Origin of the sequence: Delftia tsuruhatensis (assembly GCF_903815225.1) — a bacterium.
In the GTDB taxonomy this organism is placed as follows: domain Bacteria; phylum Pseudomonadota; class Gammaproteobacteria; order Burkholderiales; family Burkholderiaceae_C; genus Comamonas; species Comamonas tsuruhatensis_A.
Genome location: NZ_LR813084.1, coordinates 3122223 through 3147068, shown reverse-complemented (window position 1 = coordinate 3147068; position 24846 = coordinate 3122223). Strand labels below are relative to the sequence as shown.

At 64.8% G+C, this 24846-nt stretch carries 18 protein-coding genes and 1 riboswitch; of the genes, 9 read left to right on the top strand and 9 right to left on the bottom strand.

Annotated features, from left to right (window positions below; translation table 11 throughout):
- Positions 1-33: 33 nt before the first annotated feature.
- The 6 genes from L1Z78_RS14250 to L1Z78_RS14225 all read left to right on the top strand — a co-directional run bounded on the left by L1Z78_RS14250 (position 34) and on the right by L1Z78_RS14225 (position 9547).
- Positions 34-804, top strand: coding sequence for a YdcF family protein (locus L1Z78_RS14250; RefSeq protein WP_418921619.1), 771 nt, complete (start codon positions 34-36; stop codon positions 802-804).
- Positions 805-885: 81 nt separating this feature from the next.
- Positions 886-1356, top strand: coding sequence for a VOC family protein (locus tag L1Z78_RS14245; protein ID WP_234637060.1), 471 nt, complete (start codon positions 886-888; stop codon positions 1354-1356).
- Positions 1357-1552: 196 nt separating this feature from the next.
- Positions 1553-4396, top strand: coding sequence for an ATP-binding protein (locus tag L1Z78_RS14240; protein ID WP_234637059.1), 2844 nt, complete (start codon positions 1553-1555; stop codon positions 4394-4396).
- 3 nt (positions 4397-4399) lie between these two features.
- Positions 4400-5623, top strand: coding sequence for an EAL domain-containing protein (locus L1Z78_RS14235; protein ID WP_234637058.1), 1224 nt, complete (start codon positions 4400-4402; stop codon positions 5621-5623).
- A gap of 8 nt (positions 5624-5631) precedes the next feature.
- The gene (locus L1Z78_RS14230) at positions 5632-8868 is read left to right on the top strand and encodes a hybrid sensor histidine kinase/response regulator (RefSeq protein ID WP_234637057.1); all 3237 of its coding nucleotides are present in this window, start codon (positions 5632-5634) and stop codon (positions 8866-8868) included.
- Positions 8869-8893: 25 nt separating this feature from the next.
- Positions 8894-9547, top strand: coding sequence for a response regulator transcription factor (locus L1Z78_RS14225; protein WP_234637056.1), 654 nt, complete (start codon positions 8894-8896; stop codon positions 9545-9547).
- A gap of 31 nt (positions 9548-9578) precedes the next feature.
- Here the strand turns inward: L1Z78_RS14225 and L1Z78_RS14220 are convergent, their stop codons facing one another.
- Positions 9579-11504, bottom strand: a complete 1926-nt coding sequence (locus L1Z78_RS14220) for a UvrD-helicase domain-containing protein (RefSeq protein ID WP_234642173.1) — start codon at positions 11502-11504, stop codon at positions 9579-9581.
- Between the two features lie 419 nt (positions 11505-11923).
- Here L1Z78_RS14220 and bioB point away from each other — a divergent pair, with 419 nt between their 5' ends.
- Positions 11924-12988 (top strand): biotin synthase BioB, encoded by a 1065-nt coding sequence (gene bioB, locus L1Z78_RS14215; protein WP_234637055.1) that lies wholly within the window; start codon positions 11924-11926, stop codon positions 12986-12988.
- Between the two features lie 3 nt (positions 12989-12991).
- On the opposite strand, the gene L1Z78_RS14210 is transcribed toward bioB, so the two are convergent.
- Positions 12992-14146, bottom strand: a complete 1155-nt coding sequence (locus tag L1Z78_RS14210) for a site-specific integrase (RefSeq protein WP_234637054.1) — start codon at positions 14144-14146, stop codon at positions 12992-12994.
- A gap of 250 nt (positions 14147-14396) precedes the next feature.
- Here L1Z78_RS14210 and L1Z78_RS14205 point away from each other — a divergent pair, with 250 nt between their 5' ends.
- A complete protein-coding gene (locus L1Z78_RS14205; RefSeq protein WP_234637053.1) occupies positions 14397-15380 on the top strand; it encodes a DNA-binding protein in 984 nt (327 codons plus the stop codon).
- A 60-nt stretch (positions 15381-15440) separates the two neighbouring features.
- Here the strand turns inward: L1Z78_RS14205 and L1Z78_RS14200 are convergent, their stop codons facing one another.
- A complete protein-coding gene (locus L1Z78_RS14200; protein ID WP_234637052.1) occupies positions 15441-16763 on the bottom strand; it encodes a serine hydrolase domain-containing protein in 1323 nt (440 codons plus the stop codon).
- Positions 16764-16896: 133 nt separating this feature from the next.
- On the opposite strand from L1Z78_RS14200, the gene L1Z78_RS14195 reads away from it, so the two are divergent.
- Positions 16897-17811 (top strand): LysR family transcriptional regulator, encoded by a 915-nt coding sequence (locus L1Z78_RS14195; protein ID WP_234637051.1) that lies wholly within the window; start codon positions 16897-16899, stop codon positions 17809-17811.
- On the opposite strand, the gene L1Z78_RS14190 is transcribed toward L1Z78_RS14195, so the two are convergent.
- The 6 genes from L1Z78_RS14190 to alkB form a co-directional block, all read right to left on the bottom strand.
- The gene (locus tag L1Z78_RS14190; protein ID WP_234637050.1) at positions 17777-18601 is read right to left on the bottom strand and encodes a (2Fe-2S) ferredoxin domain-containing protein; all 825 of its coding nucleotides are present in this window, start codon (positions 18599-18601) and stop codon (positions 17777-17779) included. The two genes, L1Z78_RS14195 and L1Z78_RS14190, sit on opposite strands and share 35 nt — an antisense overlap.
- Positions 18588-19361, bottom strand: coding sequence for an ABC transporter ATP-binding protein (locus L1Z78_RS14185; RefSeq protein WP_234637049.1), 774 nt, complete (start codon positions 19359-19361; stop codon positions 18588-18590). The genes L1Z78_RS14190 and L1Z78_RS14185 overlap by 14 nt, the downstream gene beginning before the upstream one ends.
- The gene (locus L1Z78_RS14180) at positions 19358-20446 is read right to left on the bottom strand and encodes a FecCD family ABC transporter permease (protein ID WP_234637048.1); all 1089 of its coding nucleotides are present in this window, start codon (positions 20444-20446) and stop codon (positions 19358-19360) included. Before L1Z78_RS14180 ends, L1Z78_RS14185 begins: the two co-directional genes overlap by 4 nt.
- Entirely contained in the window at positions 20433-21458 is a 1026-nt protein-coding gene (locus tag L1Z78_RS14175) for an ABC transporter substrate-binding protein (RefSeq protein WP_239384198.1), read from the bottom strand. The genes L1Z78_RS14180 and L1Z78_RS14175 overlap by 14 nt, the downstream gene beginning before the upstream one ends.
- Positions 21459-21463: 5 nt before the next feature.
- Positions 21464-23545, bottom strand: coding sequence for a TonB-dependent receptor (locus L1Z78_RS14170; RefSeq protein ID WP_234637046.1), 2082 nt, complete (start codon positions 23543-23545; stop codon positions 21464-21466).
- 162 nt (positions 23546-23707) lie between these two features.
- Positions 23708-24016, bottom strand: a riboswitch (cobalamin riboswitch).
- An 81-nt stretch (positions 24017-24097) separates the two neighbouring features.
- Positions 24098-24748: a DNA oxidative demethylase AlkB gene (gene alkB, locus L1Z78_RS14165; RefSeq protein ID WP_234637045.1), complete on the bottom strand. Its 651-nt coding sequence runs from the start codon at positions 24746-24748 to the stop codon at positions 24098-24100.
- Positions 24749-24846 lie beyond the last annotated feature (98 nt).

Genomic DNA, 24846 nt, shown 5'->3' with positions numbered 1-24846 from the left:
GGTGCCTTTGCGCGTCACAGGCGCCTGGGGCCTTTGCAATGGCTGGGACTCATCACCGGCGTCGTGTTGCTGGGAGATGCCCTGGTCTTGATGGCCCGCGGCATGTTCAATCTGGGCGTGACGCTGCCGGCCGCATTGGGCCTGCTTTTCATCGGCAGCAGCTGGCAGCGCGCGGCCATTGCGCGCCGGCTGCATGCCAATGCCTGGCTGCGGCGCATCTGGTGGCTGGGCTGGACGGCGCTCGCTCTGTGGTTGGTCAGTCTGCTGGTGTTCTGGGCGCATCTGCTGTCTGCTGCTTCCGGCCCGGCGCCTGACCAGCCGCTGAAGGCCATCGTGGTGCTGGGCAGCGCCACGCGGGACGGCCAGCCTTCGCTGACCTTGGCCCAGCGCCTGGACCGTGCTGCCGTGCTGGCCGCCAGCCAGCCTCAGGCCTTGGTGCTGACCAGCGGCGGAGTGGACTTCGGCGAGACCGAGAGCGAAGGCGCCATCATGGCCCGCTATCTGCAGCAGCGCCATGGCCTGGCTGCCCGGCGCCTGCTGAAGGAAGAGCGCAGCACCAGCACGGCACTGAACCTGGCCTGGAGCCTGCCGTTGCTGCGCGAGCGCGGTGTGGACCCCCAGCAGGCCCCTATCGCCATCGTCACCAGCGACTTCCATACGCTGCGCGCGGGCTGGATCGCAGAGCGCGCCGGCTACGCGAGAGCGTTCACCGTGGGCGCCCCGACGCCGCTGACGATTCGCTTCAACGCCTGGCTGCGGGAGTACTTTGCTGTGATGAGCGGCTGGATGCTTGGGGAGTTCTGAGCGGGGCAGGCAGCAGTTCGGCTGCCTGCCCCGCAATTGCGTCCACAATGGATATCTTCATCGATAAAAAGGAGTGAGACAGTGGCAAGCGATCAGCGTCCTTTCAGGGTTCTGGGCATACAGCAGGTGGCCATCGGCGGCATCGACAAGCAGCGCATGAAGCGCCTGTGGGTGGACATGCTGGGGCTGACCCAGACAGGGACTTTCCAGAGCGAGCGCGAGAACGTGGACGAGGACATACTGGCCATGGGCCAGGGGGCCTACAAGGTCGAGGTGGACATCATGCGGCCGCTGGACATCGACAAGAAGCCTGCGGTCCATTCCACGCCCCTGAACCATATCGGGCTGTGGATCGATGACCTGCCGCTTGCCGTCCAGTGGCTGACGGAGCAGGGTGTGCGCTTCGCACCCGGTGGCATCCGCAAGGGCGCGGCCGGGTACGACATCTGTTTCCTGCATCCCAAAAGCAATGACGAATTTCCCATCGCCGGCGAGGGCGTACTGATCGAGCTGGTGCAGGCGCCCGCGGAAGTGATCACCGCCCTGGGCTGAAGTCTTCGGGCACCTCTGCGTGCAGATACCTGAAAACACCTGGAACGTTCTTTTTTGCATTGCCGCAACCGTGCGTTGAATCTATTCATCGAGCCATCTATGCGGCCGATTGGATCGATGAATCCTGCATGAAACAAAGTCAATTATAAGAATATTCTTATAATTTCTCATTCGATGGAATCATAGAATTCCACGAATGCACCTCCTCAGAGCTTTATTTTCTCCATTCAGGCGGCTGCTAATTAAATCATGGCCTTCTGCGGCACTGCTCTATATTTTTGCGTCGGCCATGTCGGTATGTGCAATTTGCATTACCGTCTTTTATATTTATGTCTCATTGAGCAAGACGGTTTCCGACTACCGTCGAGAGATGAATTCCTCCGCGTATTCTGCTCAACTCTTCCTTGGGAAAAATGAGCTATTGCTGAGATTGAAAGCGGTTTCGATGGCGCAGGCCAGATACCGACTCCCGCATGCTGATTCCCAGAGTCCGCAGACCGAGGGATCGGGTGTCGATCCGCGCCATTCCTCCATGCCCATGCTGACACCCTATGAACTGGAAGAATTGCGGCGCAATCAAGCACAGCTGATCTACACGCCGGCCAATGACGACCCGACCATTCAGGTACTGGCTCCGGTGCATAGCGAAGGTCTCGGCCTGACGGTCCGCACACAACGGTGGATCGCGCAAAACCTTGCACAGGCGGCCCGGGAACGGAAGCCGCAGTTTCCCGCCCCCATGGTCTGGCTGACGCTGGTCAACGATGAAGAGGAGCGGCTTTTCATCTACACACCCCTGGATGCCACCGACCCGGCGGCAGGCTGGCTGGGGCTGGTCTTGAATGGCATGGGGACGCGCCTGGGGCTCCATGGCCTCCAGGGAGGGCACTACGTGCTGTCGGACTCCATGGGCTACGCCATGCTGGCCAACAGGCACGCTGCGGCGGACGAACCCGGAAAGCGCCTGCTGCATGCGCCGCGTGTAAGCGTGGACAACGGTGCCGGTGACGTCTTCGATCTGATCGGCGATGGCTTGATTCCCGAGTTCCTGTTGTTGCACAAGTCGGTGGGAGAGGCGGGGTGGTTTCTGAACTACTACATGCCGCTGCGGCAACTGCTGAAGGACAACGCCCGCAAGTTGCAGGTGGCCACGGTGCTGTGTCTGGCCTTCGTCGTGGCCCTGCTGCTTTTCGTGCGGCTGGTTCGGCGCATGCTGCTGGTTCCTGCGTTGGCGCAACAGGCGGCCCTGCAGGACAGCGAGGCGCTCACCCGCAAGCTGATCGAGACCGTTCCTGCCGGACTGGCGGTGATCCGTTGCACGGACAGGCAGTTGCTGCTTTCCAATGGCATGGCCCGGCGCTGGATGGAAAGCGACCCGTCCTGGTTCGAACATGCCTGCGAGGACACGTCCATGCAGGGCTTGCGCGAGCTCGTGCTGCACGGCAACTGGGTGGTGCAAGTCAGCAGCCGGTTGACGGTGTACGGTGCAGAGCCTGTCGTTCTGTGCATGATCAGCGACGTCAGTGCCCTCAAGCAGATTCAGCAGTCGCTGCTGGAAGCCAAGCTGCGGGCAGAATCGGCGAGCCAGGCCAAGACCCTGTTCCTGGCGACGATGAGCCACGAGATACGCACACCCCTCTACGGGATCCTGGGAACACTGGAGCTGCTGTCCCTGTCCAGGGTCCCCGGGGAGCAGATGCGCTACCTGGAGACCATGCAGCAGGCCTCGGCCACCTTGCTGCGCGTCGTGAACGACAGCCTGGACCTGTCGGCCATCGAGGCCGGGCACCTGAAGCTGGAGGCCGCTCCGTTTTCGGCCATCGAGCTGCTGGACAACGTGGTGGCAGGCTTCATCTCGCGCGCTGAAAAGAAAGGGCTGCAGATCTACAGCGTGGCCGATGTGACGACACCTTCGCTGCTCCTGGGCGACGCTTTGCGGCTGCGCCAGATTCTGGACAATCTGGTCGGCAACGCCGTCAAATTCACCACGTCGGGCCATATCTGCATCGGCCTGAAGGTCAACAGATTCGAAGGCGACAGGGTCGATCTGAGGTTCGAAGTCCGTGATACGGGGATCGGCATCGCGCCCGAGCAGCAACCCTATCTTTTCGATCCCTACTTTCGCGTCCCCACGGACCTGTCGCAGCAGGTGCAAGGCACGGGCCTCGGGCTGTCCATCTGCTCGCGCCTGGCCCGTCAGATGGGAGGGCATCTGACCGCCGTCAGCGAGCCCGGCCTGGGAACTTGCATCGTCTTCGAATTGGCCCTGCCCGTGAGCCGCCAGGCCGGCACCGCGCAAGAGCCCAGGCTGGCGCCAGAGCCGGTCTACGTCGACGGCGCCATCGCCGAGGTGGTCGACAACCTCTGCGAATGGCTGCGTCGCTGGGGCGCAATGGCGCATCCCTGCCGCGACCCCGCGCCACAGACATCGGGGCAGGCCATCCTGGTCGAAGCCTGGCCGCGGTCCCCTCGCAGGCTGGCGTGGAGCGGCAAGCGGGTCGTGGCCCTGGCACCGGGGTCGACCCCCCAGGCGGGCCGGCAGGCCGGTGTGTGGGAAGCGGCGACCTGCGGTGTACCTGGCGTGGTTCAGGCGCTCAGGCAGGCCCAGCGGGGCGTGGCCATGGGGACGGCATCCGCAGCGGGCATCTCGCAGGTCCAGGGACACGAGCGCATGGGCTTGCGCGTGCTGATCGTGGAGGACAACCCCATCAATCAGCTCATCTTGCGCGAGCAGCTGCTGCTGCTGGGCTGCGAGGTACAGCAGGCCTCCAATGGCCAGGATGCCTTGTCCGTGCCTGACCTGCCCGGTTTCGATGTGGTGATCACCGATCTCCACATGCCGTTGCTGGACGGCTTCGGGCTGGCACAGGCGCTGAGACAGCGCGGCTTCGAGAAGCCCATCATAGGGCTGACCGCCAATGCCTATCCACAGGAAGTGGCCAGTGGGAGGAACACGGGCATCGACAGTCTGCTGTGCAAGCCCTTTTCCCTGTCATTGCTGCGCATGACACTCAATAAGATCAAAGAAGCCCGGAGCTGATCCATGCTGTCCACCTATAAACTGCTCATTCTCGATGACCACGCCCTGTGCTGCGAGCACACCCGGAGTCTTCTGATGGAGGCGGGAATCACCGATGTCCATATCGCATACAACGGGGCCGATGCTCTGGAGAAGCTGCGCAGCCATGATTTTCAGCTGGTCATCACCGACCTGAAGATGCCGGACATGGATGGATTGCAGTTCATCAACGAGCTGAACCGCTGGGGACTGCATCCCATGCTGGCGATTTCCACGTCATGCTCCAGGCGCTTGATGAACAGCGTCAGCCTCATGGCAAAGGAGTCTGGGTTCTCTGTGATTGGAATGTTCCAAAAACCGTTCAGTCCCGAGCATGTGCAGACTCTGGTGGGTCAGTTGAAGATATTCAGGGCCGATGCACAGGAAGAGCGGGAAAGCCGTGGCCGGGTGCCCATCTTCGAAAAATCGACGCTTGTCCGTGCATTGAGCGACATGGAAATACAGGGCTGGTTTCAACCCAAGAAATCCCTTCAGACCGGACATATCATTGGCGTGGAGGTGCTGGCCCGATGGAACCATCCGGAATTTGGCTTCATGATGCCAAGATCTTTTCTGTCCGCCATGCAGTTTCACCAGCTGGATCGTGAGCTTCTGATGCGCATGATGGATGACGCATGTTTCGCTCACCTGTCCTGGCGCAAGCAAGGATATCTGATTCCCGTATCCGTCAATCTGCCAATATCATTGCTGGACGATATAGAGCTTCCGGATGAGCTGCATGCCATTGTCATGAGAAATGGCATCTCCACGGCGCAGATCACCTTTGAGCTGCTGGAGGATGAGAAGATCGGCATCCCGGCGAACTACTATATGTCGGTCAGCCGGCTGAGACTGAAAGGCTTCGGACTGGCCCAGGACGATTTCGGCAGGGGCTACAGCTCCATGTATGGACTTATCTCCACTCCATTCACGGAGCTGAAAATAGACAGAGCCTTTGTCAGTGGTGCCGCCAACGACGACGTGCGAAGTGCCACCCTGGCATTGTCTGTTCAGTTGGGAAGGCAGCTGGGCCTGCTGGTGACTGCCGAGGGAGTGGAAAGCACACAGGATCTGGAATTGCTGCGACGCATTGGATGCGACTGCGTCCAGGGCTATCTGATCTCCGCGGCCGTGCCAAAACAGGATCTTGCACTCATGCTGGCAGGAGAACCCAGAAACTTCGACATCGCCGCGAGGAAAACCCTATAATCGCGCGCATGGCCGACACCCCCTTCAACAGAATCACCCGCACCACACGCTGGCAAAATAGAATCCTGTTTGGGATGCTGCTGCTTGCCATATTCATGGCGGGAATCTTGATTTGGGGTTTTCAAAAGATCCTGGAGCAGCAGCAGGGACGTCTGTCCCTGAATTTCTCCGCCCTGGTCGCTTCCCTCAAGGAGCAGGAGACTTATCTTCAGGCACTGGGTTCCGAGAGCGGATCGCTGGCTTCGCTGCCCCGCCAGGTCATTTCGCGCAGCACGGAAAAATCCACGCTAAAAGACTCTAATTCCCGTATTTTCGAAGGTCGGGAATCGGTGGGAGGCATGCCGTTCACGGTGCAATGCGCCTTGCAGATCGACTGTGGACGAATGCCGGATGAATTGTTCCTGCTTGGTGGATATCTTGCAGCCAATTACTCCTCTTTCTGGGCAAGGTCTTCCTTTCCTGCGGCCGATGCCTTCTTTGTGAAGGAGGGCGGGGCCATCAGCCTTGGCGTTCCAGCCATAGGAGTGTCGATTGGAAATCAGAGCACTTCCGAAGAAAGCTACATTGCAACGATAGACTTGATCAAGAGCCACCTGCGTGCACAGGAAGTTTCTTGGGAAAAATCTTTCTCGGCGCGAGATGGTGCATTGCGTGTTGCATGGTTCAGCATGCCGGATGCATCCGAGAAGATCATAGGTCTGATTCCCGTGGATTTTTCACGCCTTGTTGCCAACGAGAGTGGCCCCATCAAGAATGATATATATGCTGCCGTGCTGTTCAGCAGGCAACGCATCAATACCATCGTGAGAACAGAGATTCCAATGCCAAGGCACATCTTCTGGCTCATGCACCGTGACTTCGGCATGCTCATGGGGAGTGGCCCTCCCCCTGAGGTCGGCAATCGTGGAATGGATTATACGCGCGATGGACTTTCATTGAAGATTGAAGATCCGTCCGGTGCATGGACAGGTTATTACAAGATCGACTATTCCGTGTTTCTGGATGGCAGCCTGTGGGCGCCCTTCGGATCCATGTTGTTGGTGGCGGTATTGAGCATTCTTGCCGGGATTGCCTATAACAGGCGATTCAATCGCAGCGTCATGGACCCTGCGATGGATGCGCAAAGAAGCATTTTGGAAAGCGACGAGTTCAACAGGACATTGATAGAGACGGCGCCCGTGGCCATATGCCTGGTTGCGCATGGAACGGGACAGATCGTTTTTCGAAATTCCCAGGCGCAGGAATGGCTACGCGCTACCGATGGATATCTGAAGCCCGTGCCGGGGAGCAATGTGGAGGCGTTGAGAAAGGTGGTCCATGCGCAGCATCCAGGCACGATGGAGAGAATAGACGTCGCTCAGGGAAAGACACTGCACCTGTCGTATGCGCCTACGCGCTACATGGGACAGAAGGTCATTCTTTGCATATTCGCAGATATCAGCGCCCGGGCGGAAATAGAACGAAGCCTGCAGTCGGCAAAGCTGGCCGCCGATGAAGCCAACGAGGCAAAATCCAGCTTCCTGGCCACCATGAGCCATGAAATCCGCACGCCGCTGTATGGCGCCCTGGGAACGCTGGAGCTTCTTGGCATGACGGATCTCACGCCGTTGCAAAGGCAGTATGTGGAGCGCATTGACGATTCGTCCACGGTCTTGCTGCAAATCATCAGCGACATCCTGGATACCAGCAAGATCGAGGCCGGGCAGTTGCAGCTGGAGAAGTCTCCCTTCAACCCGCGTGACCTGGTGCAAAGCTGTACCAGCTCGTACGCGGCAATGGCGCAGCGAAAGGGCCTGTTGCTGTTTTCCTGTGTGGAGACCGACGTTCCCGTTTCGGTGGTGGGGGATGCCGTGCGCCTGCGCCAGATTCTGGGCAACCTGATCAGCAATGCCATCAAGTTCACCGATGCCGGCCATGTGATCATTCGCGTACGCCGGCTCGATGAGCAAGGGGCACAGGCGCGGCTCGTTTTCGAGGTCGCCGACACGGGCGTTGGCATCGAGAAGTCGCTGCATGGACAGCTGTTCACGCCCTTTTTCCTGGTCAAGAACGGCAACCGCACCGCTCGCGGTGCGGGGCTGGGCCTGTCCATATGCTGGCGGCTTGCCCAGATGATGGGTAGCACCATCCAGCTCAGGAGCGAACCTGGACTGGGGAGCAAGTTCTGGTTCGAGCTGGTATTGAGGAACGACCCTGAATCCCTCGAATCCGCCCCGGACCTGAAAGCGGTCCAGGTCGTAGTGCGTACACCCCACACCGAGCTGACGGAGAACATCTGTGCGTGGATGCGGCACTGGGGGGCCAGGGCGACGGCGGCCGGGCGCGAGCTGGCAGCGGCCCGGCCGGACGAATTGCTGCTGGATGTCCTGCAGCCGCCGGGCTTCATCGAGTCGAACTGGCAGGGGCGATATCTGAACGTCTCGACGGCTGGCCAGTCATCCGGCAATCCCGAGATCGACGGCCACAGTGTGTTGAGCCTGGGTTTCGGCATCGTCGACGTCGTCAGGGGGATGCAGCGCACGGCGGCTGCGGAATCCCGTCTGCCGCAATTCGGCTTGCGTGTGCTGATTGCCGAGGACAATCCGGTCAACCAGGTCACCCTGAAGGGACAGCTGGAAAGCCTGGGTTGCGAGGTCACCGTGGCCGACGATGGGGCCGAGGCCTTGGCATTCTGGGATATCAGCCCGCATGACTTCGTGCTGACCGATGTGAACATGCCTTACCTCAACGGTTATGAGCTCGCCGAGAGGCTGCGCTCGGAAGGCGTGACCTGTCCCATCGTGGGCGTGACGGCCAATGCCATGCTGGATGAGGAAACCCGTTGCCTGAAGGCCGGGATGAATGCCTGGCTGGTCAAGCCCATCCAGCTGCGGACCCTGGTGCGCACGCTCCGAAAATTCGCCCCCCCGCATACGCTGTCCCAGGCGGCCATGGCAGACACGGCGCCCATGCCCTTGCCACCCTTCGAAGCCAATGTGCTCAGGGAACACCGAGTACTGTTCATGCAGTGCATGAACGATGATGTGCGGACACTGGCGCGCGGCCTGGACGAACTGCGGCCCGACCTGGCCACGCATTCGCTTCACCGCATGCGTGGCGCACTGCTGCTGGCCGGCCTGAGGGATTTCGCCACGAAGACTGAATTACTGGAAAAACAGATTCAATCGCAAGGTCTGGACGAGGGCGCGCAGGAACAGCTCGCGTCCATGCTGTCCGGTCTCCGCGACCTGCTGGCTCGACTCTAGGGAAAGTATCTTTCAGGCCCAGCCCATGAAAATCAAACTCAGTATCGCCGTCGTTGATGACCATGCCGTGGTTCTGCATGGTGTCAAGGAATTCCTGGAACAGGATTCCAATCTGGACGTCGTGGCGACATTCACCACGCCTTCATCCCTGATGGAGTATGTCAAGGACAGGCCGGTGGACATCGTCGTCACCGACTACTCCATGCCCAGTGACGATATCTACGGCGACGGGCTTCGCTACGTGGCCTACCTGATCCGGAATTTCCCCGAGACCAGGGTGCTGGTCTTCACCACGGTGTCCAACCCGATGATCATTTCCGCCTTGTATGACGCTGGAGTCACCGGTGTTCTGCTGAAGGAGGAGCCTCTTTCCCAGCTGACGGCTGCAATCCAATGCGTGCGCTTGAATACGCGCTACTATTCGCTGTGCCTGCAAAAAGACGGCATGCACCGCAAGCAGCCGGTTTTCCTGAGGGACCGCATCGGCAACCTTTCCCCTCGGGAATTCGAAGTGTTGCGCCACTTCGCCAAGGGAGAATCCATTACCCAGATCGCGGAGCGGCTCAGGCGCAGCGTCAAAACCGTGAGCCTGCAGAAAAACTCCGCCATGCGCAAGCTGAACGTTGACAGCAACCAGGAGTTGATCGCCTTTTGCGGCGAGCACCACCTGTTCGATTGACCGGCCACAGGCACGGCGGCTTGAGCCGGCATCAGCCAAATGGCAGGACAGGCTGTCCTTCGCGCTCCAGCAGCCACAGCCTTTTTTTGGCACGCGTCATGGCGACATAGAGGCGGTTGCGTTCCAGGAAGGCCAGGGAATGCGGCACTGTGGCCGGAAAGCGGCCAGGCGCCATGAAGGGAAGGGCGACATGGTCGTATTCCTTGCCCTTGGCCTCCTCGATCGTGGTCAGTTGGAAATCGAAGCCGCGCTCGGCACGCACGGCGCGTTCAAACCGGCTTTCCATGGCCGTCACCTGGGCGAGCAGATCCTGCACGCCCATGCCCGCCACGGCGTCCATGAGGGATTGCACGCGCAGGCGAAGACCGGCGGCCTGCGCCGTGGTCAAAGGGGTGGCGGCGAACAGGCCCCAGACATCGGCCTGCTCCAGCAGGGTGTGGGCATCGGACTGCAGGGCCAGGGGAAGTTGCAGGAAATTGCCGAAAGCCTTGAAGTTGCGCTGGCCACCCTGGAGACTGGACTCGCCACTCAGGAAGCGCCAGATGATCTGCGGGTTGTGCTGCATCTCCTCGGCCATGCGCTGTGCCAGCGTATGGCGGCTGGCGGAGTCGGCCATGTCGCCGCCCGATACGCTTCCCTTGCCGTAGAACAGGGCGCCTTCGACGAAGGCCGCCAGGACCTCGCGGCCCAGGATGCCGGGCTGTGCCTTCCACGACAGCGCCTGCATGCCGTGCGCATGGCACAGGCCCAGCAGCAAGGCGATCTCGCGCTGCAGATAAAAGCGTTTGAAGCCGTAGAAGCTGGCCGTCTTGCCAGCCCTGTGGATGGCCCACTCCAGTGCGCAGGCATCCTGCTCGTGGCGCAGGATCACGGTCAGCGAAGCAGGGCCTCGCGCCGATTCCGCCGCCTGTGCCTGGATGGCGCTGGCGTGGGCAAGGCCCGCCTGGATCTGCAGCAACTGATCAATGCACTGCGCATCGTCGCGATGCAGCAGTTGCACGACGGTGCTGTGGCGGGTCGGCGCCGCGGTCAGTCCCACGCCGAACAAGGCATTGACGGCCTTGGCCACCTGGGGGCCGAAGCGCCGCGACTGCGTCAGGCCCAGTGTGTCGGTGGCCTGGGGCAGCAAATCGCCCAGTTGATGGCGCTTGTCGCGGAACACGGACCAGGCCTGAGGCTCGATGTGCTGGTTGAAGTCGCCCGCCCCGATAAATGCGCTGCGACCGGGCCCCAGCAACGCCCGCAGCAATTGCAGCGCGGCCGGATCCAGGTCATGCATTTCATCGAGCACCACGAGGTCGTACCGGGGCAGGTCCAGCTCCAGCCCCTGCAGGGCTTCGGCGGCCAGTGCATGGCTGCAATCGCCTTCCGCGTAGTACAGCGGGTCGCCGCAATGGTCGATGCGGCGGCGCTCGTACTCGAAGAACAGGCAGGCCAGGCGGTAGTCCAGCAGTTGCTCTTCGCAGAAATCCGCCAGGTCCATGCCCTCGTCCGCAAGGCGCTGGGGCAGCATGGATTTCTTGGCGGCGAGGTTGAAATCCCAGAAGGCATCCAGGTCAATGTCACCGGAATCCTCGAACCGTGGGTCTGGATGCCATGACAGTCGTTGGCGCAGCGCGTCGTGGGCCTGCCGCACATGTCCCAGCAAGGCCACGCGATCGGCCAGGAAGCGCGCGCCGGGGTCTCGGCGCCGGATCTGCTGGGCCGCCCAGCGCTCCACCGTGGTGATCTGTACCTGAGGTGGCACCTCGCGCACCAGTTGGCCCAGGCGGTGATGGAAAGCGGCCACGCCGGCGCGAGAGTAGGTCAGCACCAGGATGCGCTGCGCCTTGCCGCTGCGGCAGGCCTGGACCACCTTGCAGGCAAGCGTCGTCGTCTTTCCCACGCCCGCCAGTGCCGCCACGATGGCCGAGCGGCCCTCATGCGCGAGGATGGCCTGCTGCTCGCGCGAAAGCATGAGCGGCAAGCCGTGATCGGTCGGAAATTCCAGGGAGCGCAAGGACATGGGAATAGAGGAAGGAGGCCGGCTGAAAAACGCCGGGCCAGTGGCGGCAGGCATCCATTGTGGTCGTTTTGGAGAGGTATCTGGCAGGGATTGGGAATCGACGCCGCTCCTTGGATGCGTGTTTTTCCACCCCCCGAGCACACAATTGGACGACGTTGGACGCCGTTGCCTGCGCGCTGACTGCATGATCAGATCGATGCGCCGAACATCTGCCAAAACACGAGCAACGTCGCTCAAAAATAAGCGAAATTTGCTCTTTTTGCAGCAACCAAGAAACGGCCAACTATTTTTTCCATGGAAGCGGCTTTTTCCTTTCCCGATGGGTTTTTGCTCATCAGAATGAAAAAAGCAGACCCACAGAGGAGTTTTTGATGACCGCCTGCAGCACCGCCCCGACGACCTCCGCCATCAATGCCGCGCCTTCCGCAGGCAGCCCCGTGCAGTGGCATGCCCGCCCCGCGCAAGGCGACCGCTTGCCCTTCGAGGGGGCCTGGAGCGTGGAAGCCATCCAGGAACTGCTGGACAAGCCCTTCATGGACCTGATGTTCCAGGCCCAGAGCGTGCACCGCGAGCACTGGCCGGCGGGGGACATCGAACTGGCCACGCTGCTGTCCGTCAAGACCGGCGGCTGCCCCGAAAACTGCGGCTACTGTCCGCAGGCCGCGGAATTCGATACTGGCGTCAAGGCCGAGAAACTGATGAGCGTGGACGAGGTCAGGCGCGCCGCGCAGGCCGCCAAGGATGCCGGCGCCACCCGTTTTTGCATGGGTGCGGCCTGGCGCGCGCCCAAGGATCGTGACATCGAGAAGATGAACGAGCTGATTGGTGCAGTGAAGGGCCTCGGCATGCAGACCTGCGCCACGTTGGGCATGCTCCAGCCCCATCAGGCGCAATCGCTGCGCGAGGCGGGCCTGGACTACTACAACCACAACCTGGATACGGCCCCCGAGTACTACCAGGATGTGGTCAGCACACGCCAGTACCAGGATCGGCTGGACACTCTCAAGGCGGTGCGCGGCGCCGGCATCAGCGTATGCTGCGGCGGCATCATCGGCATGGGCGAGGCGCCTGTGCATCGAGCGGGGCTGATCGCACAGCTCGCCAACCTCAACCCGCATCCCGAATCCGTGCCCATCAACAGTCTGGTACGCGTGCCCGGAACCCCGCTGGCGGACAGCGATCCCGTCGATCCCCTGGACTTCGTGCGCGTGATCGCCGTGGCCCGCATCACCATGCCCACGGCACGCGTGCGCCTGTCGGCGGGGCGCCAGCAGCTGGGCGAGGCCGTCCAGGCCCTGTGCTTCATGGCCGGCGCCAACTCCATCTTCTACGGCGACAAGCTGCTGGTCACCGGCAATCCCGACGTGGAGGCCGACACGATGCTGCTGCGCAAGCTCGGCCTCAACGGCACGCGCACCTCGGTGTCGCAGGAGTGAGCATCAGCGCCGCGGTCCGTCGCCGCCCGACGGGGCAGCGGCATCCGGGCCATCCCCGCCATCGTCGAGCAGCCGGGCCGCGCGGTTGCTGAGCGCCGAGTCCGCGCGGAAGTAGCCCAGCACGGTGTTGACGCTGTGATGGCCGGTCAGTGCCATGGTGTCGGACAGTGGCACGTTCTGGCGCCCGGCCTCGGTCACGAAGCCGGAGCGCAGCGAATGCGCAGAGAAATCACCCTGCACGCCGGCCAGTGCGCAGCGCTGGCGGACGATGTCCCGCACGGCCGCGGGCGACAGCGGCTCGCCCACATGGCCGCCCTTGCGGATACGCCGGAAAAGAGGGCCTTCCTCGATGCGCGCCGCATGCAGCCATTGCGCTAGCGCCTGGGCGGCGCGTCCCGTGAGGGGCTTGTGGTTTTCGGGCGCCTCCCTGCCGGACTGGTTGGTCTTCGAGTGGGCAAGGGTGTAGATGTATTCCCCGGGTCCCACGGCGCGCAGGTGGCGCATGTCGGCGGTGGCCACTTCCGAGCGCCGGCGCCCGCCGCTGGCCCAGGCGAACAGCAGCAGGGCCCGGTCCCGCATGCCTCGCAGGCTGTCGTCGCAGGTGTCCAGCAACCGCTCCAGCAGCTCCCGCGTCAGTGCATCCTTTTTCGCCGGCCTCTCGCCGCGGCGCGCATAGGCCTTGCGCGTGCGGGACATCAGCTCGCGCACCGCGCCGTCCTGGCAGGGGTTGGCCAGACCATGGACCTGGTGCGCCTTGGACAGCACGGCCACCCGGTGGACCAGCGTGCCGTGCGAGAGCGCGCCCGGCCTGGCCTTGTATCCCGCCTCGACCAGCGCGTGGTCCATGTGCACCGGCATCTCGCTGGCCAGTCCTGCTCCGGTCTGGCGTTGGGCATGGTCGATGATGAATTGCAGCACACAGGCCACATCCACGGGCAACTTCATCTGCCGCCCGAACCGCAGCGCATGCCAGGCTGACCAATAGCGCATGGCGCTCTGGTAGCTGTTGCGCGTGTTGGTGGACTCGCCCTCGCGCAGCAGCTCGCGCACGGCCTGCCGGGCGGCAGGCTCCAGCCCATGCGTGAGTGCGGCATCGCCTGTTCGAGTCTCATCCGCGATGGAGGGGAGGGGGGGCAGGAGAGGAGGACCTTGGCGCATCCCCCGATTGTCTCTCGCGACGGCAGGGATACCGGGCTGCCACCTTTCTTCTGTCCAAGGGGCATGGCATCCGTTTTTGGGTGACAAGGCGGCTCGGGTGCCGCCAAAGCCGTGTAATGTCCATATCTGTTCTGTAAGAAATTTTCATATGTATTATTTAATACATGATACATATGATGTGTTACGTTTATATCAAATAACTCACGATAACAATCTCTTATCGTTGGTAAAAAGCCGGACTGTTCAAGATATGCAGAAAACAACCACCCGTGGCGTGCAGGAAGCCGATGTCTGGGCCGCCGCAGACGTATTGATTGCGCAAGGTCTGCGGCCGACCATCGAGCGCGTGCGCCAGCAGATCGGCAGGGGCTCGCCCAATACCGTCAGCCCCATGCTGGAGTCCTGGTTTGCAACGCTGGGCCAGCGCCTGGGCGTGGCAGCCGGGCAGGGCGAGGCACCTCCGTCCTCCGTGCCTGACCCCGTGCAGCGCCTGGCGCAGCAGCTTTGGGAGACGGCACAGCAGGAGGCCATGGAAGCGGCCCGTGCAGCGCTGCAATCACGCGAGCAGGCCGCGCAGCAAGCCCAGGCCGAGCTGGAGCAGCAGCAAGAGCAGATGGCGCGGCGAGAAGCCGCCATGCAGGCGCAAAAAGACGCCATGGACCAGGCGTTGCAAGTGGCCCAGGCCCAGTCGCAGGACCTTTCGCGCCGGCTCGACGAGATGCAGCAGCAGTTGCAGGACCGCGACGCACGCCTGGAGGAAATGCACGACGCGCTGGCCGAAGCCGCGCGCCAGCGCGAGGCGCTGCAACAAAAGCATGGGGAGGAGATGCAGGCCGCCTCGCAGGAGCGCCAGCGCCTGGCGGAGCAGTACGCAGGCAACGAACGACACATGCTCAACGAGGTGGACCGGGCACGCCAGGAGCTGGCCGCGGCGCGCAAGGCGGCGCTAGATCAGGAACGCAAGGCAGAGGCACGCTACCTGGAATTGCAGGGACGCCATGAGCGCAGCGAGCAGGAGCAGCTGGATCTGCACACCCAGCTGCAGACGGCGCGCAACGCCGCTGCCCTGGCACAGGAACGGGCGGCCGATCTCAAGAGCCTGCTGGAGGCGCAGCAGCGCCTGGCATCGGGCGCTTCGGCGTCCGAGGCTGCCGCCTTGCTGCCGGCTGGCCGGCGCACCAGCCTTTCGGCGGCACGCCGCTCCATGACGCGCCTCAGGGATCGGCGGGGTTAGCGGGCTGCGCACGTCAGGCGCGGGGAACCGGCAGCGCGCCGTGTGCTGGAGGCCCGACTCTCAGCGCTCGCCGGCCAGTTGCCGGCCGAGCGCCTCGTAGGCCGGCAGCGTGGTCGGATCATTGGCCGCATTGCCCGCCACCGGGTGCGAGGCAAAGCGCGCGATCACCATCTGGGCCTTGGGGTCGATGTAGAGGGTCTGCCCGTGCACCCCGCGCGCGGCGAAGGCGCCATGGGCGTTGTGCGTGATCCACCACATGTTGCGGTAGGTCCAGCCCGGCAGCAATCTGTAGCCGGCCTTGGCGAAGGCGGCAGGATCGACGCCGCGGCGGATGTCGTCCACGGCGGCGGCAGGGATGACCTGCTGGCCATTGAACTGGCCACGGTTGCGGACCATTTCGCCAAAGCGCGCCAGGTCGCGCAGGCCCAGGCTCAGGCCACCGCCCGCGAACGGCGTGCCCAGGGAGTCCACCGACATATAGGCATCCTGCTCGGCGCCCAGGCGACTCCAGATGCGCTCGGACAGCAGATCGGCCACCGATTGGCCGCTGGCACGCGCCAGCACCCAGCCCAGGGCATCGGTGTTGGCCGTGCGGTAGCCGAAGGCCTTGCCATGGACACCCTCGGGCTTCACGGTCTGCAGGAACTCGTAGTAGCTGCGCGGTCCCGTGTAGTCGCTGGGCTTGGGAAGCGGGTTGCCGGCCGCGGCATGGGCCCAGACCTCGGCCTGCGGGTCCGCGTAGTCCTCGCTGAAACGTATGCCCGTGGTCATGTCCATGAGCTGGCGTACCGTCGCGCTGCCGAAGGCCGAGGCCGACAGCTCGGGAACGTACTCGGCCACGCGGCGCGAGGGATCCAGTCGCCCTTCGGCTGCCAGCACGGCCGCCAGCGTGCCGATGAAGGACTTGGTCACGGACATGGCGCCGTGCTGCCCCTGGGGCTTGAGCACGCCGAAGTAGCGCTCGTAGACCACGCTGCCCTTGTGCAGCACCACGATGCCATCGGTGTAGTTGGCCTTGAGGGAGTCGCGCCAGGTCATGGTCTGGCTCGCGCCCAGCGGGGTGAAGCGCAACTCGTCGATGTCTTCGCGCAGGGCCTGCGGCAAAGGTGCCGCCGGCCCCAGCCCACGCGACACGTTCACCGTGGGCATGAGCTGGCGAAAGTGCGAGACGCTCCAGCGCATGGCGGGGAACTGGAAGTAGGAGCCGTCCTCGAACCGCAGCACGCGGTCCGGGGGTGGGGGAGAGCCCACCATCCAGCCCAGTCGGGCGGGATCGCTGGCATCGGCATCGGGATAGGTGGCGGGTCGCACGGTAGGGCCCGCCATGGCGCAGGCCAGTTCCAGCGAGCAGGCCACGGCGGCCATCAAGTGTTTGAGCTGCATGGCGGCAACGATACTACGGTTGCCCACGGCCTTCGGGCCTGGGGAATGCCTTTTGAAAACCCTTACAGGAACCGAGCACACGGAATGCGGCAATCCGCTGTCGCCGACCACGGTCCTGTCTCCATCGAATCCGATGAAAAGCCTGCAAGACCTGGATATCTTCGTACGAACGGCCGACAGCGGCAGCCTGTCGGCTGCGGCACGCGCGCTGGACCTGACGCCGGCGGCGGCCAGTGCCGCCCTCAAGCGGCTGGAGGCGGAACTGGGCGTGGCGCTGTTCGTGCGCTCCACGCGCAGCCTGCGCCTGACGCAGGAGGGTGAGCTGTTCCTGGAGCAATGCCGCCCGGCGCTGGCCAGCCTGTGGCAGGCGCGCGACCAGCTCGCCGGGGGACAGGCCGCATGGCGGGGCACCCTGCAACTGGCCGCGCCGTCGGACCTGGGGCGCAATGTGCTCATGCCCTGGCTGGATGCGTTCCAGCAGCAGCACCCGGGGGTGGACCTGCGCCTGCACCTCTCCGACCGTGCCGCCAACGTCTACAGCGATCCCGTGGACGCGGCGTTCCGCTATGGCAGGCCCCAGGATTCGAGCCTGGTGGCACTGCCGCTGTCGCTGACGCACCGGCGCGTGCTGTGCGCGGCCCCTTCGTACCTGCAGGCCCGGGGCACTCCTCGCACGCCCCATGACCTGGACGCTCATGACTGCCTGTGCTTCATGCTGGGCGAGGAAGTGCACGATCGCTGGAGCTTCTGGCAGCAAGGGCAGCCGGCTGCGGTCCAGGTGCGCGTGCGAGGCCGCAACATCGCCAACGACGGCGACGCCGTGCGGCGCTGGGCCGTCGCCGGCCGGGGTATCGCCTACAAGTCCTATTTCGACGTGGCCGAGGATCTGGCAATGGGGCGCCTGCAGGCGCTGTGCACGGAATGGACGACCGAGCAGGTGCCGCTGTTCCTGGTGGCTCCCACGCGCAGGCAGTTCACGCCCCTGGTGCGGGCGCTGAAGGACTTCGTGGCAATCAGGCTGGCTCGGCTGGAGCAGGCCCGGCCCTGAGATCCTGCGGCGAAAGCTCGACGGGCCCATGCACATGGTGCGTCCGGCAAACCCGGCGCTGGAGCACATGCGACTCGATCACCGGGCCCGCATTGCCGGCCGTCAGGCGACCGTACCAGACACCCTCCGGGTAGACGATGGCCAGTGGCCCCTGATTGCAGGGGTACTGGCAGCTGGTCTGGAGCAGGCGCAACCGGCCGCGCAGTGTGCTGCTGGCCTGCACCGCATCGCCCAGGCTGTGCCAGACATCCACGGCGCCCAACGCCGTGCAGCGCGGCCCGGTGCAGACCAGTGCATGGTGCTGGTGTTCCGGCACCTGGGACCAGGCGTGGGGGTCATGCTGCCAGTTGTCTCCCGCGGTGTCGGCGATGTCGGAAATCCGCATGGCCCCGGTGATCTGGGCCAGCAGCAGGGCCGGCATGGCGGATGCGCCCAGCAGGGGATCGGCGAATCTCACCTGGGTGCCCTGTTCCTGCTGTGCCGAACGCCAGCGCATGGCCAGCTTGTGCAGCCAGCGCAGCAAGGCCGGCTCGTCGGGCGAGAACAGCGGCAGCACGACGATGCAGCGCGCCGGCAGGCATTGCTGCAGGGCCTCGGGCAGCGAGGGCGATGCCTTGTCCACGAAGGCCGCGACCACCTGGCAGGCGGGCTCGAGCATGTCGCGCAGTGCCTCGGCCAGGTCGGTCAGGCTTTGCCGGGACGCGGCACCGGTGCCGCCGCGACCGAGCACGACCACGGCATCGGGAAGACCTGAGCAGGAGGGAGCCGGGAAGGCGTCAGAGGTTTTCATCGGGAATGAAGCTGATGCGCAGGCGGCCCGTGGCCGCGTGGATGTCCACCTCGGCCGCCACGCCGTAGACCTGGCGAATGGTGGCCGGCGTCAACACCTGGGCTGGTGTGCCCTGGGCGACGATGCGGCCATGCTCCATGAGATGGAGGCGGTCGCAGTAATGGGCTGCGATGTTGAGATCGTGCAGGGCAACGATGCTGCTGACCCTTTGCCTGCGCACCAGGGCCATCAGCTCCAGCTGGTGGCGTATGTCCAGGTGATTGGTGGGCTCGTCCAGCAGCAGCAGCCGTGGCTGCTGGGCCAATGCCCGGGCCACGAGCACGCGCTGCTTCTCGCCACCGGAGAGGCTGGAGAAACTGCGCTCCTCGAGGGACGATGCGCCCACCTGGGCCAGTGCCTGGCGCATGCAGGCCAGGTCCTGCACGCTGTCTCCGGCCCAGGGGGACTGGTGAGGGATGCGGCCCATCAAGACGGCCTCCCGCACCGTGAAGTCGAAACCGTGCGGCGACTCCTGGGCCAGCACCGAGGCCTGGGCCGCGAACTGCCGCGCCGTCATGTCCTGGATGTCGCGCCCCTCCAGCAGCACGCAGCCGATGTCCGGCCGCAGAACGCGGTAGAGCATGCGCAGCAGCGTGGACTTGCCGCTGCCGTTGGGACCTATCAGTCCCAGGCACTCGCCGTCCTGCAAGCCCAGGTGGACCTGGTCCACGATACGCCGGGGGCCGGCGCTCCAGGAAAGATCCCGGGCTTCGAGCATCATGGCCGCCGCTCCCCTTGCACCGGCTGGCGCACCAGCATCCAGACAAAGAAGGGACCGCCGATCAGCGAGGTGATCACCCCTACGGGAAGCTCCATGGGAGCGAAGGCCGTGCGCGCCACCAGGTCCACCAGCACCAGCAGCAGGGCGCCGGCCAGGGCCGCCACCGGCAGCACGCGGCGATGGTCCGTACCCACGAGCATGCGCGCGGCATGGGGAACGATCAGGCCCACGAAGCCGATGGCACCGCTGACAGCCACCATGGTGCCCGTCAACAGCGACACCGCCAGGAACAGCGCACGCCGCAGCCGCGCCGTATCCACGCCCAGTGTGGCAGCAGCCTCGTCGCCCGCCAGCAGGGCGTTGAGCGGGCGCGTCTGCAGCGCCAGCCACAGCAGGCCGGCGACCAGCACGGTGGCGGGGATGCCCAGCTCCTCCCATTGCGTTCCGGCCAGGCTGCCCAGCGTCCAGGTCAGCAGGGCGTTGGCCAGGTCACGCTGGCCGGAGGACAGGGTGATCAGGCTGGTCACGCCGGCCAGCACATAGCCGATGGCCACGCCCCCCAGGATCAGCCGCGTGGCATGGATGCGTCCCTGGGCGCGGGCCAGTGCATAGACGGCCACGGTGGCCATCAGTGCACCCGCGAAAGCGCCGGCGGTCAGGGCGTACATGCCGGCCGAGGCCAGCGCCCCGAAGGCCAGCACGGAGACCGCGCCCACGGAAGCGCCCGAGGACACGCCCAGCAGGTAAGGGTCGGCCAGGGGATTGCGCACCATGGCCTGCATGATCACGCCGACCACGGCCAGGCCCGCGCCCACGAGGGCCGCCAGCAGCACGCGCGGCATGCGGATCAGCCAGACGATCTGCTGGTGCTGCGGCGTGATGCCCTCCAGCGCAGGAGCGTTCCCGGCTCCGAGGGCCTGGAGCAGCCGGCCCCCGGCGATGCGCCAGACCGTGCCGGCCGGCATGTCCACCGGCCCCCAGGTGACGGCCAGCGTCATGGCCAGCAGCAGGGCCGCGGCCAGCAGCATGCACCAGGCACGGGCGGCGCCATGGCGACCGGGCCTGCGCGCTTCAGCGCCCGCCATGGTCTGGCGCCGGCATGCGCTGGGGGTGCAGGGCCTGTGCCAGGGCACGGGCCCGCGCGATGTTGCGCGGCCCGGGCGTGGCCTCGGCGTAGCTCATCACGAAAAAGCGCCGCTCGCGGATGGCATCGACGCCGGCCAGCTCGGGCCTGGACAGCAGGAAGTCGATCTTGCCCTGGGCATGGGGCTGGCCGTAGTCGATGATGACGATCCACTGCGGGTTGCGCTGCACCACGTCCTCCCAGTTGCCCGCCGGCCAGTTGCTGGGAAGGTCGTCGAAGATGTTGCGCCCGCCCGCCTCGTCGATCATGGCGCGCGGCATGCCGTAGCGGCCCACGGTGACGGGAATGTCCTGTCCGCTGTCGTAGACGAAGACCGAAGGCCGCCGCTGCACGCCCTGCATGCGTCGGCGCAGATCCGCCAGATCGCGCTCCAGGCCCTGCACCAGGTGCCCGGCGTGCTCGTCGATGCGGAAGATGCGGCCCAAGTTGCGCAGATCGGTCAGGCCATCCTCCAGAGCGACCTGGCTGCGCGGTCCCATGCGGATGCAGGATTCGGACAGCACATAGGAGGCGATCCCATGGCGCTGCAGCAGCTCGGGCGTGACCTGACCCTGGCGAAAGCCGTAGCTCCAGCCGCCGAAGACGAAGTCGGCCGAAGCGCCGAGGATGGCCTCCAGGTTCATTTCGCGCTCCGCCAGGCGGGGCACGCGGGCCAGCGCGTCCCGCAGGGCCGGGTCGATCTCCTTGGCCGCCGTGATGCCGCTGTAGCCCACGAGCCGCTCGCCAAGACCCAGGAAGAGGAACATCTCGGTGATGTTCACGTCGTGGGTCACGGCGCGCTGCGGCGTGCTGGCGTAGGTCACGGGGCTGCCGCAGACGTCGACCGTCACGGCCGCCTGCGGGGCCGGTGCAGGCTCCTGCGTCTCGGACCCACCGCGTGAGCAGCCGCTCATGAGCAAGGCCGCTGCCACGCCGATGGCGCACAGGCGTCGAAGTCTCGCAAGGCGCGCCATGGCCGTCAGAAGCGGATGTGGGCCGCGATCTCGAAGCGGCGGCCTTGCCCGATCAGGAACTGGCTGCCGTAGCTGGAGCCCAGATACATCTTGTCGGTGAGGTTGCGGCCGATCAGGCTCAGCGTGGTGCGCGCATCCATCTGCCAGCTCAATGCGGCGTCGGCCACGGTGTAGGAGGGCAGGGACACGGTGTTCGCGTTGTTGCCGAAGCGTTCCCCCACATGGCGCAGGCCCAGCGAGGCCTGCCAGGCCCCCACGCGATAGTGGCCCCAGAGATTGGCCGTGGTCCTGGGCACATTCATCGGACGGTTGCCCGCGCGGTTGCCGCCGGCCTCGACGAGCTTGTCGAACTTCGCGTCCGTATAGGCCAGGTTGCCTTCCAGGCGCAGCGCGGGTGTGGCCTGGAAAGCGGCGGTGAACTCCGCGCCGCGAGAGGACTGACTGCCGCCCTGGATGGAGATGGCCGGGCGGTCCGGGTCGCGCGTGATGATGTCGTCCTTCTGGATGTCGAATACCGCCAGCGTCCACTCGCCGCGCCCGTCCGCCACCTGCTGCTTGATGCCCACCTCGGCCTGGCGTCCCTTGCTCAGCGCATAGGCGCTGTTGGCCAGATTCAGCGACACCAGGCTGGTGACGGGGTCGTGCCCGGAGCTGAGCTGCGCATAGGCATGGGTGTCGCGGGCCAGTTCGTAGGTCAGGCCCAGGCGCCACGAGGTGGCAGCCAGCGTCTTGTTGAAATCCGCGGCGCCCACCAGGGAATGGCTGGAAAAATCATAGACATCGCGGCGCAGGCCGGCCATGGCCAGCCAGCGGCCGCCGATGCGCCAGGCATCTTCCAGGTACAGCGCATGCTGGGTCACTCCGGTCTCGGTCTTGGGGGCGGTGACATCGGGGCTGACCCAGCTGCCATGTGCCGGGTCCCAGGCAGAGATCGTGGAGGAGCCGCGATAGGGCGAATTGTTGGACAGCCGCAGGTTGATGCGGGCCGCTTCCCAGCCCATGGCCAGCTTGTGCGCTCCCCCATCCACGTTCAGGCCCAGGCGGTTGCCGGTCTGCTCCAGGTCATGCAGGATCTCCAGGTAGTCCGAACGGGCCACGGTCCCGGCCACCGGATTGAAGGCATAGGACTCGATGTTGCGCCAGTGGCGGTCGGACTGCACGTGGTAGAGCTCGTTGCGCACGGTCAGCCAGTCATTGGCCTTCCACTGCACCTTGGCGCGCAGGCGCTCGTCGGCATAGCGCACGATGCTGTCTTCGGCGTTGTAGTTGCGATCGCGCAATGCCTCCACCACCTTGCCGTCCAGGCCCGGCGTGCCCCAGTAGCGGCTGGGTTTCTGCACGCTGCGGTCGGCGATCAGGTCGACCAGCAGGTCGCTGGTGGGCTCGAAACGCAGCGTGCTCATGAATTTGCCGCTGCGTGACTGGTCCAGGTCGCGCTCGCCCGCGCTGCGCGCGGTGTAGCTGTCGATGCGGTAGCTGGCGTGAGCGCCCAGTGCCCCGGTGGCGCCCAGGCCCAGGCGCAGCGTATCGTCCGTGCCCGCGCCCAGCAGCACCTCGGCCGAACTGGTGCGGCTGGGCTGCTTGCGGATGGCGTTGATGGTGGCGCCCATGGTGCCGCTGCCATACATGAGGGAGGCAGGGCCGCGCAGCACGTCGATGCGCTCATAGCCCCAGCTATCGCCGGGATAGGCCGTGGTGCCGGCGGCCACGCCCAGCACCATGCCGTCCTCGGCCACGCCCACGGAATTCACGCCCGCGAAGCCCCTGCTGCTGAAGGAAAGGCCGCCGTTGCCCGGAGAGCCGCTGGAGCTCAGGCCCACGGTGCGCGTGATGGCCTCCACCAGGCCATGGTCGCCGCGCTCGAGTACCTGCTCGGCCGAGACGCCATCCACGCCTGCCGGCACTTGCTGGTTGGAGACGCCGGTATGACTGGCCGTGTGCGCAGGCCGGGCCAGTTGCTGCCCGAGGCGCTCTGCCTGACCCGAGACCTGGACTTCGGGCAGTACGGTCTGTGCCTGCAACGGCAGGCAAAGAAAGGCGCAGGCCAGGGCCAGCGGGCTCGGTCGAGGGACCAAGGAAGGGGACACGGACTCGCGGTGGCGAGAGGAGAAGGAATGCATTTCGAACATCGGTCTTCGACCATCTGATGCGAAAGCAAGGCACTGCCAACCCTCCAGCCAGCGCGGGAGGAACGGGGACAGGACATTGCCATCTGCACCCCGCAGACAGTCGAGAAAACGCCAGACACGCAGGCGCGGAACGCAGCAGGCCGGTCTCCGGGCTCACAAGCGGCGAGAGAGTCTTCCCCCACCGGCGCTCCGTCTTCCCGGGCCACACGCGGCGCTGCATGATGCAGCCCACGCCCTTGGCCCAGTGACGGCCTGCCATCGCCGATATCGGAATCGGCGGGGCAGGCATGGAACGCCTTGACTTGTCTACCGTTGCGGGGGCAGCCAAGGCCTGTGCCGGCATGCGCACCATGGCATATGCAGGCAGTCACCTTGTTCCCGTTTCATCCACATGGCTGGCATGCGGACACCTGTTGCACGGATGCCTTTGCAGGCGGCGCATTATAGCCAGCGGCCCGGTCATCCAGGCAGGGCATGGCGACGGCCAAGGCATGCACGGGCGCCAAGCACTCAACCCGCCTTGCGGAACGTGAGATTGATGCGCCGCCCGCCCAGCAGTGGATGAGGCTGGTCCTTGAGCGGCAGCACACCATGGTGGCGCAGCCGGTCCACTCCACCCCAGACCAGCACATCGCCATGCTGCAGCACCACCCTGGCGGGCTTGTCCGAGCGTGCCAACCCGCCGAACAGGAAAATGGCCGCCATGCCCAGCGACACCGACACGATGGGCGCATCCAGGTCGCGCTCGTCACGGTCCTGGTGCAATGACAGCCGGTTGCCGGGCAGGTATTGATTGATCAGGCAGGCGTCGGGCACGAAACCTCCGAAACCCGCCGCTGCCGCAGCATCGCGTGCAAACTGCAGGAAAGCGGCGGGCATGGCGGGCCAAGGCCGACCGTTGAGCGGATCGACACCACTGTAGCGGTAGCCGCGCCGATCGCTGGTCCAGCCCAAGGTGCCGCAGTTGGTCATGGCCACCGACATGGTGAAGCCGCCCGGCGTGACCAGATGGCGCAAGGGCGCGCCGACCATGACGCGCTCCAGCGCCGCGAGCAGGGACGGGACGCAGGGCAGGGCATGGCCGCGCAGTACCACGGACTGGGGGCCGATCATTTCGGTTCCCATGGGCGGCTCGTCGGCAAAGAGATCCAGTGTGCTCATGTCAGCGCATCAAGGGGCATCGCGGAAGCGGTGTAGCGAAGAAAAACGAGTCGGTCGTGGCCGCAGGAAGGTCAACGCCTGCAGTCTAGGCCCGCGGG

Coding starts and splice junctions, on each gene's coding strand:
- L1Z78_RS14230 (WP_234637057.1), top strand. CDS start 5,632: ATGGCCGACACCCCCTTCAACAGAATCACCCGCACCACACGCTGGCAA.
- L1Z78_RS14225 (WP_234637056.1), top strand. CDS start 8,894: ATGAAAATCAAACTCAGTATCGCCGTCGTTGATGACCATGCCGTGGTT.
- alkB (WP_234637045.1), bottom strand. CDS start 24,748: ATGAGCACACTGGATCTCTTTGCCGACGAGCCGCCCATGGGAACCGAA.
- L1Z78_RS14180 (WP_234637048.1), bottom strand. CDS start 20,446: ATGGCGGGCGCTGAAGCGCGCAGGCCCGGTCGCCATGGCGCCGCCCGT.
- L1Z78_RS14210 (WP_234637054.1), bottom strand. CDS start 14,146: ATGCGCCAAGGTCCTCCTCTCCTGCCCCCCCTCCCCTCCATCGCGGAT.
- L1Z78_RS14190 (WP_234637050.1), bottom strand. CDS start 18,601: ATGAAAACCTCTGACGCCTTCCCGGCTCCCTCCTGCTCAGGTCTTCCC.
- L1Z78_RS14200 (WP_234637052.1), bottom strand. CDS start 16,763: ATGCAGCTCAAACACTTGATGGCCGCCGTGGCCTGCTCGCTGGAACTG.
- L1Z78_RS14235 (WP_234637058.1), top strand. CDS start 4,400: ATGCTGTCCACCTATAAACTGCTCATTCTCGATGACCACGCCCTGTGC.
- L1Z78_RS14240 (WP_234637059.1), top strand. CDS start 1,553: ATGCACCTCCTCAGAGCTTTATTTTCTCCATTCAGGCGGCTGCTAATT.
- L1Z78_RS14175 (WP_239384198.1), bottom strand. CDS start 21,458: ATGGCGCGCCTTGCGAGACTTCGACGCCTGTGCGCCATCGGCGTGGCA.
- L1Z78_RS14195 (WP_234637051.1), top strand. CDS start 16,897: ATGAAAAGCCTGCAAGACCTGGATATCTTCGTACGAACGGCCGACAGC.
- L1Z78_RS14185 (WP_234637049.1), bottom strand. CDS start 19,361: ATGATGCTCGAAGCCCGGGATCTTTCCTGGAGCGCCGGCCCCCGGCGT.
- bioB (WP_234637055.1), top strand. CDS start 11,924: ATGACCGCCTGCAGCACCGCCCCGACGACCTCCGCCATCAATGCCGCG.
- L1Z78_RS14220 (WP_234642173.1), bottom strand. CDS start 11,504: ATGCTTTCGCGCGAGCAGCAGGCCATCCTCGCGCATGAGGGCCGCTCG.
- L1Z78_RS14205 (WP_234637053.1), top strand. CDS start 14,397: ATGCAGAAAACAACCACCCGTGGCGTGCAGGAAGCCGATGTCTGGGCC.